Annotated in this window: 13 protein-coding genes; 2 read left to right on the top strand and 11 right to left on the bottom strand. The window is 57.2% G+C overall.

The genetic code is table 11. The annotated features are described in order from the left end of the window. Window positions 1-75 precede the first annotated feature (75 nt). From VGU61_RS19000 to VGU61_RS19050, 11 genes are all read right to left on the bottom strand, one after another. Window positions 76-468 (bottom strand): hypothetical protein, encoded by a 393-nt coding sequence (locus tag VGU61_RS19000; protein ID WP_326860833.1) that lies wholly within the window; start codon window positions 466-468, stop codon window positions 76-78. 11 nt (window positions 469-479) lie between these two features. Further along, window positions 480-1,907 (bottom strand): dihydrolipoyl dehydrogenase, encoded by a 1,428-nt coding sequence (lpdA, locus tag VGU61_RS19005; protein WP_326860834.1) that lies wholly within the window; start codon window positions 1,905-1,907, stop codon window positions 480-482. 63 nt (window positions 1,908-1,970) lie between these two features. After that, window positions 1,971-3,263: a 2-oxoglutarate dehydrogenase complex dihydrolipoyllysine-residue succinyltransferase gene (gene odhB, locus VGU61_RS19010; RefSeq protein ID WP_326860836.1), complete on the bottom strand. Its 1,293-nt coding sequence runs from the start codon at window positions 3,261-3,263 to the stop codon at window positions 1,971-1,973. Between the two features lie 60 nt (window positions 3,264-3,323). Beyond that, window positions 3,324-6,179 (bottom strand): 2-oxoglutarate dehydrogenase E1 component, encoded by a 2,856-nt coding sequence (locus VGU61_RS19015; protein WP_326860837.1) that lies wholly within the window; start codon window positions 6,177-6,179, stop codon window positions 3,324-3,326. Between the two features lie 224 nt (window positions 6,180-6,403). Next, the gene (gene gltA / locus VGU61_RS19020) at window positions 6,404-7,708 is read right to left on the bottom strand and encodes a citrate synthase (RefSeq protein WP_326860838.1); all 1,305 of its coding nucleotides are present in this window, start codon (window positions 7,706-7,708) and stop codon (window positions 6,404-6,406) included. Between the two features lie 58 nt (window positions 7,709-7,766). Beyond that, window positions 7,767-8,036: a succinate dehydrogenase assembly factor 2 gene (locus VGU61_RS19025; protein WP_326860839.1), complete on the bottom strand. Its 270-nt coding sequence runs from the start codon at window positions 8,034-8,036 to the stop codon at window positions 7,767-7,769. Between the two features lie 91 nt (window positions 8,037-8,127). After that, entirely contained in the window at window positions 8,128-8,838 is a 711-nt protein-coding gene (locus VGU61_RS19030; protein ID WP_326860840.1) for a succinate dehydrogenase iron-sulfur subunit, read from the bottom strand. Window positions 8,839-8,942: 104 nt separating this feature from the next. Continuing rightward, window positions 8,943-10,721 carry a succinate dehydrogenase flavoprotein subunit gene (gene sdhA / locus VGU61_RS19035; RefSeq protein WP_326860842.1) on the bottom strand — a complete coding sequence of 593 codons (1,779 nt, stop codon included), beginning with the start codon at window positions 10,719-10,721 and terminating at the stop codon, window positions 8,943-8,945. Between the two features lie 2 nt (window positions 10,722-10,723). Further along, window positions 10,724-11,092, bottom strand: coding sequence for a succinate dehydrogenase, hydrophobic membrane anchor protein (sdhD, locus tag VGU61_RS19040; protein WP_326860843.1), 369 nt, complete (start codon window positions 11,090-11,092; stop codon window positions 10,724-10,726). Further along, the gene (gene sdhC / locus VGU61_RS19045) at window positions 11,093-11,527 is read right to left on the bottom strand and encodes a succinate dehydrogenase, cytochrome b556 subunit (RefSeq protein WP_326860844.1); all 435 of its coding nucleotides are present in this window, start codon (window positions 11,525-11,527) and stop codon (window positions 11,093-11,095) included. A 137-nt stretch (window positions 11,528-11,664) separates the two neighbouring features. Further along, the gene (locus VGU61_RS19050; RefSeq protein ID WP_326860845.1) at window positions 11,665-12,456 is read right to left on the bottom strand and encodes a GntR family transcriptional regulator; all 792 of its coding nucleotides are present in this window, start codon (window positions 12,454-12,456) and stop codon (window positions 11,665-11,667) included. Window positions 12,457-12,858: 402 nt separating this feature from the next. On the opposite strand from VGU61_RS19050, the gene VGU61_RS19055 reads away from it, so the two are divergent. Both VGU61_RS19055 and VGU61_RS19060 read left to right on the top strand, forming a co-directional pair. After that, on the top strand, window positions 12,859-13,848 hold the full coding sequence (locus VGU61_RS19055) for a malate dehydrogenase (protein ID WP_326860846.1): 990 nt from the start codon (window positions 12,859-12,861) through the stop codon (window positions 13,846-13,848). 65 nt (window positions 13,849-13,913) lie between these two features. After that, entirely contained in the window at window positions 13,914-14,882 is a 969-nt protein-coding gene (locus tag VGU61_RS19060; RefSeq protein WP_326860847.1) for a CoA ester lyase, read from the top strand. The last annotated feature ends 223 nt before the right edge of the window (window positions 14,883-15,105 follow it).

The raw sequence follows: 15,105 nt of genomic DNA on the forward strand, positions 1-15,105 counted from the left end.
GGGAAGTTTGCAGGTATGACCTTGCGGAGGGTGTATCGGACAGGCTCCCACCTGCCAGGCCGGTATAAAACCGATTCATTGCGGATTCATATCCACCGTGATGCGGGCAGGATAACCGCCCCGGCCTAATGCGATGGGCACGCTCAATCCAACTCCTACTCCGACACGGCCGCCGCCGCCAACGCCAAGCCCCACGTTCGAGCCGACAGGTCCGGAAGGACGATAGATCATCTCCGAAGTGCGGTAGCCGCCACGGTTGCAAACGACACGAAGATCGCCGTTTGCATCACCAACATTGATCGACGCCGGAGTAGTGACATTCCAGCTGCCGCTGTTGGTCGAGACCTGGCAATTGGCACCCGGCAATTGCTGACCGTTGACAGCAGTGTCGATCGCAATCTCGCCATTCGATCCCGTCGTGGCGCAAGCTGCAATCAGCAGCGGCAAGAGCAGGATCGAACGACGCATGGTCAAACTCCTTAAAAGTTAAGCGAACGCTTATCGACCGCCAGCGCGGCCTCCTTGGTAGCTTCCGAAAGCGATGGATGGGCATGGCAAATACGTGCGATATCCTCGGCGGACGCACGAAACTCCATTGCCACGACCGCTTCCGAAATCAACTCAGAGGCAACCGGGCCGATGATGTGTACGCCAAGGATCTCGTCGCTCGTCGCATCTGCCAGAAACTTCACCATGCCGGAAGTATCGCCAAGCGCACGGGCACGGCCATTCGCCATGAACGGGAACGTTCCAGCCTTGTATGCGACGCCTTCCGCCTTCAATTGCTGTTCGGTCTTGCCGACCCAGGCAATTTCCGGTGATGTATATATGACCCAGGGAATTGTGTTGAAGTTCACATGCCCGTGCTGGCCAGCGATTCGCTCGGCAACGGCGACGCCCTCCTCCTCCGCCTTATGCGCAAGCATCGGCCCGCGCACCACGTCGCCGATCGCCCATACGTTGGGAAGGTTGGTCTTGCAGTCGCCATCGACGGCGATGAATCCGCGCTCATCCAGTTTCAGGCCGACGCCTTCGGCATTCAGCCCGATCGTGTTCGGTACTCTTCCGATCGACACGATCAACTTGTCAAACACCGCAGTCTGCGCAGCACCCTTTTCGTCGGTGTATTCAACGGTCACGTCTTTCTTGCCTGCAGTAATCGCACCGATTTTTACACCCAGATGAATTCCCAGACCTTGCTTGGTGAAGAGCTTGAAGGCCTCTTTCGCGATCTGCTCGTCGACAACACCGAGGAATGCAGGCAGAGCTTCCAGCACCGTGACTTCGGCGCCCAGACGACGCCAGACGCTGCCCATTTCCAGTCCGATCACGCCGGCGCCGATCACACCCAGTTTCTTCGGCACACCATCGATCGCAAGCGCGCCGGTGTTGGACAGGATCAGGTTTTCATCGAATGGCGTGCCGGGCAGTTCACGTGGATTGGAGCCTGTGGCGAGAACGATGTGCTTGCCGGTAATCGTTTCCTCGTTTGCGCCGGTTACCTTGATAGCGTATCCACCGGCATCAGCCTTTTCGAAAGTGCCACGGCCATGGAAGAACGTGACTTTGTTTTTCTTGAAGAGATAGAGAATGCCGTCATTGTTCTGCTTGACAACATTGTCTTTGCGGGCCTGCATCTGGCCCAGGTTCAAGGTCAGGCCCTTGACCTCGATACCGTGCTCAGCGAAGCCGTGGCCGGCATGCTCAAAATTCTCGGACGATTGCAACAGCGCCTTGGAGGGAATGCACCCGACATTGGTGCACGTACCGCCCGGCGCAGGACCGCCCTTGGCGCTCTTCCACTCATCGATACAGGCGGTAGAAAAACCGAGTTGCGCAGCGCGAATCGCCGCGACATAGCCACCAGGGCCGCCCCCAATTACCACCACATCAAAACTTTTTGACATATTCAACCTATTCAGTCGTATGAAAAACCGGGATTGCGTTGATTCAATCCCTGCGGATCGCGATTACAGGTCCAGCAGCAAACGTGCAGGATCTTCCAGCGCTTCCTTCATTGCGACCAGGCCGAGGACCGCTTCACGGCCGTCGATGATGCGGTGGTCGTACGACATGGCGAGATAATTCATCGGGCGAATCACGATCTGACCGTTCTCCACGACTGGGCGGTCCTTCGTAGCATGCACACCGAGGATGGCGGACTGTGGCGGATTGATGATTGGTGTCGACAGCATCGAACCAAAGACGCCGCCGTTGGAGATCGAGAATGTGCCGCCGGTCAATTCCTCCAGCGTCAGCTTGCCGTCCTTTGCTTTTACGCCGAACTCGGCGATTTTCTTTTCAATATCCGCGATCGACATCTGGTCCGCATCGCGCAGGATGGGTACGACCAGGCCGCGTGGAGAGCCGACAGCGATACCGATATCGAAATAGCCATGGTAGACGATGTCGTTGCCGTCGACCGATGCATTGATGACCGGATACTTTTTCAGGGCCGCCACAGCAGCTTTGACGAAGAACGACATGAAGCCGAGCTTCACACCATGTTCTTTTTCGAACTTGTCCTTGTATTTATTGCGCAGTTCCATGACCGGCAACATGTTCACTTCATTGAAGGTGGTCAGGATGGCGTTGGTCGATTGCGATTGAAGCAAACGCTCGGCAATACGGGCGCGCAGGCGGCTCATCGGCACCCGCTCTTCAGGGCGGTTCGCCAGATTGGGCGACACCGGGGCGGCCACCTGCTGCAAAGCCGGCTTGGCCTGTGCGGCCGGGGCCGACGCAGGCACCGGTGCAGGAGCAGCTTTGTTTTGCGTCGCGTTGATGACGTCACCCTTGGTGACACGGCCGTCACGGCCGGTGCCGGCAACCTGGCTGGCAGTCATGTTGTTTTCCGACAGCATCTTCGCGGCGGCGGGCATCGCCACGCCGCTTGAGCCGGACGGCGCTTTGGCAGCGAGCGCGGAGATTGCGGCGCCTACCGGATCGGATGCACCTGCCGATGCGGTCGATGCAGACGGTGCCGGAGCAGGCGTGGCAGCCACAGCGGTTCCGGCTTTCGCTTCGGTATCGATCCTTGCGATGATCTCGCCAGCCACGACCGTGCTGCCGTCACCCTTGATGACTTCGGTGATCACGCCGCTGTCCGGCGCGGGCAATTCGAGTACGACCTTGTCGGTCTCGATGTCGATCATGTTTTCGTCGCGCGTGATGACGTCGCCGACCTTTTTATGCCATTGCAGCAGGGTCGCTTCAGCGACGGATTCCGACAGTTGTGGAACTTTGACTTCAAGAATTGCCATGTAACTCTCCGTTTCGGGTTGTTCGTTCGGCACGCCAGCTTCTAGCGTGCCGCCGGGTCTTTATTTGGTCAGTACAAAACCTTTAAGCTTGGAAAATGCGGTGTCGATCAATGCCTTCTGTTGCGCATAGTGCTTGTCGTAATAGCCGACCGCAGGCGATGCGCTGGCAGGACGACCTGCATAGGCCAGTTTCTGACCGTCTTCCAGGTTTTCGAAGATGTTGTGCTGAATCTGGAACCAGGGGCCCTGGTTTTGCGGCTCGTCCTGTGTCCACACCAGTTCGGTGAAATTGGGGAAGCGCTTCAATTCCGCTGCGAACGCCTTGTGCGGGAATGGGTACAGCTGCTCGACGCGGATAATGGCCGTGTCGGATTGTGCACGTTCCTTGCGCGCGTTAACCAATTCGTAGTACACCTTGCCGGAGCAGGCGATGACGCGCTTGACCTTCTTCGGATCGATCTTCTCGTCCACCTCGCCAATCACCGTCTGGAACGAGCCTTTTGCCAATTCCGACAACGGCGAACCGGCATCCTTGTTACGCAGCAGCGACTTCGGCGTCATGATCACCAAAGGCTTGCGGAACAGGCGGATCATCTGGCGACGCAGCAGGTGGAAAATCTGCGCGGCCGTGGTCGGCTGCACTACCTGCATATTGTTGTCCGCACACAGCTGGAGGTAGCGTTCCAGACGAGCCGACGAGTGTTCCGGCCCCTGGCCTTCATAGCCATGCGGCAGCATCATCACGAGGCCGGAAGCGCGTCCCCACTTCACTTCGCCGGAGCTGATGAACTGGTCGATCACCACCTGTGCGCCGTTCGCGAAATCGCCGAACTGCGCTTCCCAGATGGTCAGCGTATTCGGTTCCGCGGTCGAGTAACCATACTCGAAGCCAAGTACCGCCTCTTCGGACAACACCGAGTCGATCACGGCGAAAGGTGCCTGGTTTTCGGACACGTTTTGCAGCGGAATGTAGCTCCCCGCATCCCAGCGTTCACGGTTCTGGTCATGCAATACCGCATGACGGTGGACGAAGGTACCGCGTCCCGCATCCTGGCCAGTCAGACGCACTGCGTAGCCGGACGACACCAGCGATGCATACGCGAGATGCTCACCCATGCCCCAGTCCAGATTGAGTTCGCCCTGGCCCATCGCCGCGCGATCATTCAACACTTTCTCGACCAGAGGGTGAACCTTGAAGTTTTCAGGAACGGTGGTTATGCGGGCAGCAAGGCGCTTCAATTCGGCAAGCGGCACCGAGGTATCGGCTGCATCGGTCCATTTGCGGTTGAGGAATGGCATCCAGTCCACCGCATACTTGCTCTTGAAGTTCGAGATGACCGGGTCGACCGTATGGCGCCCTGCGTCCATCGCATCGCGGTATGCCTTGACCATTTCGTCGCCGCCTTCGGCAGGAATCGTGCCCTGAGCGACGAGTTTGTCGGCGTACAACTTGCGTGTGCCCGGATGCTGGCCGATCTTCTTGTACATCAGCGGCTGCGTCAGTGCCGGCGTGTCCTGCTCGTTGTGCCCCAGTTTGCGGAAGCACACGATGTCGACCACGATGTCCTTCTTGAATTCAAGACGGTAGTCGAGCGCAATCTGGGTCGCAAACACGACGGCTTCCGGATCGTCGCCGTTCACATGCAATACGGGCGCTTCGATCATCTTGACGACGTCGGAGCAATACAGCGTCGAACGCGAATCGCGCGGGTCGGAAGTGGTGAAGCCGATCTGGTTATTGATGACGATGTGTACGGTGCCGCCTGTGCCGTATCCGCGTGTCTGCGCGAGGTTCAGCGTTTCCATGACGACGCCCTGCCCGGCGAAAGCAGCATCGCCGTGGACCAGGATAGGCATTACCTGCGATCCATCCTTGTCGCCGCGGCGATCCATACGGGCCTTGACCGATCCCTCGACAACGGGATTGACGATCTCGAGGTGCGACGGGTTGAATGCGAGCGACAGGTGCACTGGGCCGCCCGGCGTCGTGATATCCGATGAGAAGCCCTGGTGGTACTTGACGTCGCCGGCAGGCAGGTCATCGGCATGCTTGCCTTCGAATTCCGCAAACAGATCCTGCGGCATCTTGCCGAGGGTATTGACCAGCACGTTCAGACGACCGCGATGGGCCATGCCAATGACGATTTCCTGGATGCCTTTTTCACCTGCTCGCTGAATGGTTTCGTCGAGGGAAGCGATGAAGCTTTCGCCGCCTTCAAGCGAGAACCGCTTCTGGCCTACGTATTTGGTATGCAGGTATCGCTCAAGTCCCTCCGCAGCGGTCAGCCGTTCCAGGATATGGCGTTTTTTCTGATCCGAGAAATTTGGTGTCGAGCGAACCGATTCCAGACGCTCCTGGATCCATCGCTTCTGTGCCGGGTCGCTGACGTACATGAATTCAGCACCGATCGAGCGGCAATAGGTGTCGCGCAATGCATTGAGCAGATCGCGCAGCGACGCGGTTTCGGGTCCGAAGTAGGTGTTGCTGATATTGAAGACGATATCCATATCAGCATCGGTGAAACCGTAGAAATTCGGCTCCAGTTCCGGGATGGCGGGGCGTTCCTGACGTTGTAACGGATCGAGATTGGCCCAGCGGTTTCCCAGGAAGCGATACGCGGCGATCAATTGTGTCGCGGCGACGCGCTTGCGGCCCATTTCCATGTCAGCTGACGCGGTGACGGTGCGGATCGGGCCCTGCTTGGCGCGTTCGGCGAAGGAAGCGATCACCGGAGCATGGGCGACATCGGGCTTGGTAGAGCCATCGACTGCCGGAACGTTCTGCATCGCGTCAAAATAGGCGCGCCAGTTGTCAGGAACAGAGCCGGGGTTGTTGAGGTAAGCCTCGTACAGTTCTTCAACGTACGGTGCGTTTCCTCCAAACAGATAAGAATTGGAGAAGTACTGCTGCATCATCTTGCTCACCTTTCTTCGCGTTTCGCGAGATTAGCGGGTTATAAAACCTTCCGCGACACGGCCTGACCGGTTAGCGGATCGCACATCAAGTTGTGGGAGGAAGGGCTACGTGACCTGAAGTGTTCGAAAAATATCGAGCCGTTAGAATAGCATAGTTATTCCGGTCAACAAAAAAAGCGGGTCCGTATGGGCCCGCTTTTTCACATTGAAGCAAAAGCCTCAGTTTACTTGCGCTTGTCCATCGGAGGCACCGCGCGCGGTTCGGAACCGACGAACAGCTGGCGCGGACGACCGATCTTCTGCTCAGGATCCGAAATCATCTCATTCCATTGAGCAATCCAGCCAACGGTACGTGCCATCGCGAAGATTCCGGTGAACAGCGAAACGGGGATGCCCAGTGCGGACTGGACGATGCCAGAGTAGAAATCAACGTTCGGATACAGCTTGCGTGATACGAAGTAGTCGTCTTCGAGAGCGACTTTTTCCAGTGCCATCGCCAGCTTGAACAACGGATCGTTTTGCAGCCCCAATTCGTTCAGCACCTCATGGCATGTTTCGCGCATGAGTTTCGCACGTGGGTCGTAGTTTTTGTAGACGCGATGACCAAAGCCCATCAGCTTGACGCCAGAATTCTTGTCTTTCACCTGCTTCACGAACTCGCCGATCTTGTCGACCGTGCCGATTTCCTTGAGCATGTTCAGTGCGGCCTCATTGGCGCCGCCGTGGGCAGGACCCCACAGGCAAGCGATACCGGCGGCGATACAAGCGAACGGATTGGCGCCGGACGAACCGGACAGGCGCACCGTCGACGTCGACGCATTCTGCTCGTGGTCGGCGTGCAGGATCAGGATGCGATCGAGCGCACGTACCAGAACATCGTTGACCTTGTACTCTTCGCATGGTGTCGAGAACATCATGCGCATGAAGTTGGCGCTGTACGACAGGTCGTTGCGCGGATAAACGAAAGGCTGTCCCACCGAATATTTGTAGGCCATGGCTACCAGCGTCGGCATCTTGGCGATCAAGCGGATCGCCGATACTTCACGGTGGTGCGGATCGTTGATGTCCAGCGAGTCGTGGTAGAACGATGCCAGGGCACCGACCGTACCGACCAGCACCGACATCGGGTGCGCGTCACGACGGAAGCCGCGGAAGAAGAATTGCATCTGCTCATGGACCATGGTGTGGTTCGTCACGGTGCTGACGAACTTCTTCTTCTGGTCCGCATTAGGCAGTTCGCCATTGAGCAGCAGATAGCAAGTCTCAAGGAAGTCGCAATTGACGGCCAATTGCTCGATCGGGTAGCCGCGGTACAGCAATTCACCCTTGTCGCCATCGATGTATGTGATCGACGAGTTACAGGCGGCGGTGGACATGAATCCCGGGTCATAGGTGAACTTGCCCGTAGCTCCATATAGCTTGCGGATATCGATGACATCCGGACCGACCGTACCCTTGTAGATCGGAAGCTCCAGCGAAGGGGAACCGTCGGAAAATGAAAGCGTTGCTTTTATATCAGAGTTGGTCATGTCTCTTCCTTTAGATAAGGAGGGGTGAGTCGATGGTTAAAAAAATTTATAGTCCGCGTCAGGCCTTGCGCATTCTCGTCAGCAATGCATGAATATGGGGCGAATCCAGTTCTCCGTCGGGCTCTTTGCGCGCCAGCAGCAGATCCATCAACTCGCCGTCAGCCAAGTCCATCAGGCTGGAAAAGGCTTCGACTTCTTCATCGGTCAGGCTGGCTTCATGGACATCCAGGAAGCGACTGATGATCAAATCGTTTTCGAGCAGGCCGCGACGTGCGCGCCAGCGAAGCCTGGCTCTTTTTACCGGGTCCGCCTGGTGGGATATCGACATATTTTCATTCGCTTAATGCATGCGCCGTCCGCATCCAAGTCTGTCGGCGCAAAAATAAGGCGGAGCACGCTCTGCCCCGCCTTGATGACGGTTACACCGTACGGCGCACCATCAACTCCTTGACTTTCCCGATCGCGCGGGTCGGATTCAAGCCTTTCGGACATACGTCCACGCAGTTCATGATTGTATGGCAGCGGAACAAGCGGTATGGATCTTCCAGGTTATCCAGACGCTCGTTGGTCGCCTGGTCGCGGCTGTCGGCGATGAAGCGATATGCCTGCAACAGGCCGGCCGGACCGACGAACTTGTCGGGGTTCCACCAGAAGGACGGGCACGAGGTCGAGCAGCAGGCACACAGGATGCACTCATACAAACCGTCCAGTTCCTCGCGTTCTGCCGGCGACTGGAGACGCTCCTTCTCCGGCGGAATGCTTTCGTTGATGAGGAACGGCTTGATCGAATGGTATTGCTTGAAAAACTGTGTCATATCCACGATAAGATCACGGATGACGGGCAGTCCCGGCAGCGGACGCAACACGATCGGCTGGCTCAATTCATTCAAATTGGTGGTGCAGGCAAGTCCGTTCTTGCCGTTGATGTTCATCGCATCGGAGCCGCAAACGCCTTCCCGGCAGGAACGGCGCAATGCAAGCGAATCGTCCACATCCGATTTGATGCGCTGGAGTGCGTCCAGCAGCATCTTGTCGGTATCCTGGAGTTCCACCGTCAAGTCCTGCATGTAAGGCTTGGCATCCTTGTCCGGATCGTAGCGATAAATCTGAAACTTGAGAGTACGTGGCATGTTCTGGCCTTATCTGAAAATTCGCGGGAGCAGGCTGACCGTAGCGCCGCCCATTCCCTAATATCCGTTTCGGGGCCGGATCGTGCAGAGCCGGCCCCTATAAATCAAAACGTTCTTGCTTTCGGCTTGAAGGTTTCGACCGTCAGCGGCTTGGTGTTCACCGGCTTGTAGTCGAGGCGATTGCCTTCGGAGAAGAACAAGGTGTGCTTCATCCAGTTCTCGTCGTCGCGCTGTTCATAATCGCGATGCGCATGGGCGCCACGCGACTCCTTGCGGGCAGCGGCCGATACGATGGTTGCCTTGGCGGTCTCAATGAGATTGTCCAATTCCAGGGCTTCCACGCGGGCGGTGTTGAATACCATGGATTTGTCCTTGAACGAAACATGCTTGCGGCGCTCGTCCAGCTCCATGATCTTCCGGACACCGGTCTGCAGCAATTCATCCGTGCGGAATACGCCGCAGAACTGTTGCATCGTCGAACGGATAGCATTCGCGACATCCTGCACACGCTCCGAACCTGTGCTCGATTCCAACCGGGCCAGGCGGGACATCGCCAGATCGGCAGCATCAGCCGGCAGAGGCTTGTGGCTCTGTGCTTTCAGGTTGCTCTGGACAATATGATTGCCGGCAGCGCGACCGAAGACGACGAGATCCAGCAAGGAATTGGTACCGAGGCGGTTTGCGCCGTGAACTGACACGCAAGCGCATTCGCCGATCGCATACATGCCGTTGACAATCTCGTTCGGGCTGCCATTCTTCGGCACCACGACCTGGCCGTACACATTGGTCGGAATTCCGCCCATCTGATAATGAATCGTCGGCACGACGGGAATCGGCTCCTTGGTAGCGTCGACGTTTGCAAACTTGTGCGCAATCTCGAGAATCGACGGCAGCCGCTTCTTGATCGTGTCAGCGCCGATATGGCGCAGGTCCAGCAGCACGTGATCCTTGTTTGGTCCACAGCCGCGGCCTTCCTTGATTTCCTGGTCCATCGAACGGGATACGAAATCACGCGGCGCCAGGTCTTTCAGCGTCGGCGCATAGCGCTCCATGAAACGTTCACCGTTTGAATTAATGAGGATGCCGCCTTCGCCCCGAACGCCTTCCGTGATCAGCACGCCCGCACCGGATACGCCGGTCGGGTGGAACTGCCAGAACTCCATGTCTTCAAGCGGCAGGCCAGCCCGGGCAGCCATGCCCATGCCATCACCGGTATTGATGAATGCATTGGTCGACGCAGCCCATATACGCCCTGCTCCGCCCGTGGCGAACAAGGTTGTCTTCGCCTCGAGAATCATTACTTCGCCGGTTTCCATTTCAAGCGCCACGACGCCGAGCACATCGCCGTCAGCATCGCGCACGAGGTCGATTGCCATCCACTCGACGAAGAAATGTGTCTTGGCGCGCACATTGCGCTGATAAAGCGTGTGCAGCAACGCATGACCGGTCCGGTCCGCTGCGGCGCAGGCACGCTGCACCGGCTTTTCACCGAAGTTGGCGGTATGGCCACCAAAAGGACGCTGGTAAATCGTGCCGTCCGGATTGCGGTCGAACGGCATGCCGAAATGCTCAAGCTCGTAGACGACCTTCGGTGCTTCGCGGCACATGAATTCGATTGCATCCTGGTCGCCCAGATAGTCCGATCCCTTGACGGTATCGAACATGTGCCAGTACCAGTTATCCTCGGACATATTGCCCAGCGAGGCGCCGATACCGCCCTGCGCTGCAACGGTGTGGGACCGCGTCGGGAACACTTTCGACAATACGGCGACGTTCAAGCCCGCCTCGGCAAGTTGCAGCGAAGCACGCATGCCCGAACCGCCGGCACCGACGATCACAGCGTCGAAGCGACGGGAAGGAAGGGAAGATTTGATAGCTGCCACGATTAGGTTCTCCAGATAATCTGCGCTGCCCAGCCGGCACAGCCAATCAGCCACACGACAGTAGCGATTTGAAAGACAAGCCGCAACGCGACCGATCCGGTGACATAGTCCATCCAGATGTCACGCATGCCGACCCAGACGTGGTAAAACAGCGAGAGCAAGGTAACGAAAGTTGCAATCTTGAACCATTGGTAGGAGAACAATCCTGCCCAGCCTTCATAACTGAAGTTATTGGCGGAAAGAAACGCAACAAGCAAGATGACTGTATAAACGGTCATCACGACCGCGGTAACCCGCTGTGCCAGCCAATCGCGCAAACCGTAATGCGCACCAACGACAAGGCGCTTCGGTCCAATATTATTTTTTGCCATTTAGAACGCTCCGAACAATTTCAATGCCACCAGCAAGGTAAGCGGCAAGCTGATCGCGAACACGGCGACCGCTGATTTACGCGCGCTGTCCTTGTCCAGTCCGATGTGAAGGTCCATGACCAGGTGACGAATGCCGGCACAGAAATGATGCAGATAGGCCCAGACCAGCGCCAGGATGACGAGCTTGACAAACCAATGGGAAACGAATCCTTTGAAGTACTCGAATGAGATCTCGGAGACCAGGCTCCGGTCGAGCAAGTAAAGGATGAATGGCAGAAGCAGGAACATCAATCCGCCGCTGACGCGGTGAAAGATGGATACGAAGCCGGCTAGCGGCAGACGGTAATGCACGGTTTGCGCAAAACTCATTACGCCATAGTCCCGTCGGGGTTTTGTTACCGGTTCCCGCCGGGGCTTATTTATGGCTTCAGACATGACAAGACCTCCAGAGCTTAACAATCACGTAATTTTCGCCGATTTTTGTGCAGCACACCAACTGATATTATGCATTGTGCGCAATAAGTTTGTTATCAACCAGAAACTGCGACCATTGACAGTGACGGCCCAAACACTCAGCTCAATTCATTTTGATAGTGATGCCGGTCTGTCAGGTACAAACCCCGCCTCACTTCCACCGGCCTGTCGCCATACGTATATGACACCCGCTCCACACTTAACAAGGGCGTGGAAACCCCGACACCCAACAATTCCGCAGTGTCTTCGTCGGCGGTAACCGCGCGGATCTTTTCGGTGGCGCGGATCATCCGCGTGCCAAACTCCGTTTCGAACAAGCCATACATCGGGCCTTTGTATTCGCTCAATCGGTCCGCGGTCAATCCTTTGAACAGGACACCCGGCAGCCAGATCTCCTCGACGATGGTCGGAATGCCGTCGAAGGCCTGCACACGCTTGATAAAGATCACGGAATCGCCAGATTTTATATCCAGCAGCCGGGCAAGCTCGGCCGGCGAACGCAAACGCTTTACATCCAGGATCCTGTTTTCGGCGTAATGCGGCTCCCCCGCGTCGGGCATCAACCTCAGAAACCGGAATTGCGCGCGGGCTTCGTGGTGCGTGGCGACAAACGTACCCTTCCCCTGCCGGCGCACCACCAGATTTTCAGCGGCGAGCTCATCGATGGCTTTGCGGACGGTGCCCTGACTTACCTTGAAGCGATTGGCAAGCTCGATTTCGCTTGGAATCAGCTCGCCCGGCTTCCATTCGCCGGACTGCAGGCTTTGCGTGATGAGCGCCTTGATTTGCTGGTAGAGAGGACTGAACGTGGGAGACGTGCCGGGGGCAGAAACTGCCGCTCCTGCGCCGGAAGCGCCGCTGCTTGGTATGTTGGGCGGAACGGAACTCATAACTTATGATTTCACCACGAAACAGCGCTTTCCGTCCAGCAAAAAGTGATGTGATATGTCTTATATAAGATATAAGATAGGCGTTGACAGATAGGTCCGCTGCGCCTACACTCGCGGGCAATATTTACGCTGTGCATTGCTTGCGGCGCATATTACGCATGTAGCTTGAACCGCTCTGAGCGGAATTCGAAAATGCGTACGGGGCAAGGTCGGGCAGACCATCGAAGTCGTACACGCGGAACATCAACCGTCAAGTCAACTTCACTCGGCTCGAAATGGCTCTGCACCTATTTTTGGCTTCCACTCTAGTAGGCTTGGCAGGGTTTCAACGGTATCATTGCAAGCTTACCTAAAACCTTGTCAGGTTTCGACACCGTCTTCTCACCACTCTGGAGATTCATCATGGCTAAAGCCCCTATGCGCGTCGCCGTCACCGGTGCCGCCGGTCAAATCGGCTATTCCCTGCTCTTCCGCATCGCCAACGGCGACATGCTTGGCAAAGACCAGCCGGTCATTCTGCAACTGCTTGAAATCCCCGACGAAAAGGCACAGAAGGCGCTCAAGGGCGTCATGATGGAAATCGACGATTGCGCGTTTCCCCTTCTCGCTGGCATGACAGCACACAGCGATCCAATGACAGCATTCAAGGACATCGATGTCGCACTGCTCGTTGGCGCACGTCCGCGCGGCCCTGGCATGGAGCGCAAAGACCTGCTCGAAGCCAATGCGCAGATCTTCACCGTGCAAGGCAAGGCGCTCGACGCCGTCGCATCGCGCAACGTCAAGGTGCTGGTCGTCGGCAATCCCGCCAACACCAATGCCTATATCGCCATGAAATCGGCTCCCAACCTGCCGTCCAAGAACTTCACCGCAATGCTGCGCCTGGACCACAACCGTGCGTTGTCGCAACTGGCCGCCAAAGTCGGCAAGCCGGTCACGTCGATCGAGAAGCTGTGCGTCTGGGGCAATCACTCGCCGACCATGTATGCCGACTTCACTCACGCGACCGTCGACGGCCAGCCGGCCAAGGCATTGGTCAACGATGAAGCGTGGACCAAGGATGTGTACCTGCCGACAGTCGGCAAGCGAGGTGCCGCCATCATCGAAGCGCGCGGCCTGTCCTCGGCAGCGTCGGCAGCGAACGCCGCCATCGACCACGTGCGCGACTGGGTGCTCGGCACCAACGGCAAATGGACCACGATGGGCATTCCGTCGGACGGCTCCTATGGCATCCCCGAAGGCACGATGTTCGGATATCCGGTTACGACCCAAAATGGCGAGTACACCATTGTTCAAGGCCTGGAAATCGACGCATTTTCGCAGGAGCGCATCAACCTCACGTTGAAAGAGCTGCTGGAAGAACGTGAAGGCGTGAAGCATCTGGTAGGCTAAGCATCACAAACAAACAAGGGCGCTACGGCGTCCTTGTCTTTCCCCCCAATTGAAGTCAAGTTTTCATGCACCCTTCCGAGGTCTTATTCCAGGGTAAACGCCAGCCGGCAACCATTCCGGTCTGCGATCATTACGCCGGCTCTGAAAAGCTGATGCGAAAGTCGATTGCTCTGCAACAAGAACTCGGCCCCGTTTTTGATATCACCCTGGACTGCGAAGACGGCGCCAGCGCCGGCAATGAAGAAGCGCATGCGCGCCTGATCGCGTCCCTGATCGCAAGCGAGGATAACGCGCATGGGCGCATCGGCGTGCGCGTCCACGACCGCACGCACCCTTCCTTCGAACAGGACGTATCCATCATTTGCGAACAGGCGCAGCGCCTTGCCTACCTCGTGCTGCCAAAGGTTGAATCCTTGGCAGATGTGGTTGAGGCGGCCGAGATCGTCAACCGGCACGCCGTCATGGCAGGGCGTACCGATCTTCCATTGCATGTACTGATCGAAACCCATGGCGCACTGGCCGACGTACGGGCAATCGCGGCGTTACCGCAAGTTGAATGCCTTTCATTCGGCATCATGGATTTCATATCGGCGCATTATGGTGCGATTCCAGGCAGCGCCATGCGCAGTCCGGGACAGTTCACGCATCCGCTGGTCACGCGGGCCAAGCTCGAGATTTCGGCGGCCTGCCATGCCCATGGCAAGGTACCCTCGCACAACGTAACGACAGAGATCAAGGATACCGCCGTCGTCGCTGGCGATGCGCAGCGGGCATCCTCGGAATTCGGCTTTACACGGATGTGGAGCATTCATCCGGGCCAGATCAAACCCATCCTCAAATCTCTGGCGCCTCGCAGCTCAGAGATCAACGACGCAACAGCCATACTCAACGAAGCGAAGAATGCGCACTGGGGACCGATACAATACAACGGCAAACTGCATGATCGAGCCAGTTATCGGTATTACTGGACCATTCTGCAGCGAGCCAAATTGAGTGGCCTGCCTCTGCCGGAAGCGGCGGCGGGTCTGTTATGAGTACAAGTGCAATGTTGTCCGGCGCAACGACCGGCACGCGCACTCCCGGAGACGATGAATGAAACTGCCACACATACTGATTCTTGCCGCCGCCAGCATGGCCTTCGTGTCGCCAGCCCAGGCGCAAAGCGACGCTGATAAAAAGGCTGCGCAGAAAGCCGCGTCGAAAGCGCCAGCGAAAAAAGCCACTGCGAAAGCGGATGCCGCCACGGATGACGATGAG

The organism is Noviherbaspirillum sp. (genome assembly GCF_035944575.1).
GTDB lineage: Bacteria > Pseudomonadota > Gammaproteobacteria > Burkholderiales > Burkholderiaceae_D > Noviherbaspirillum.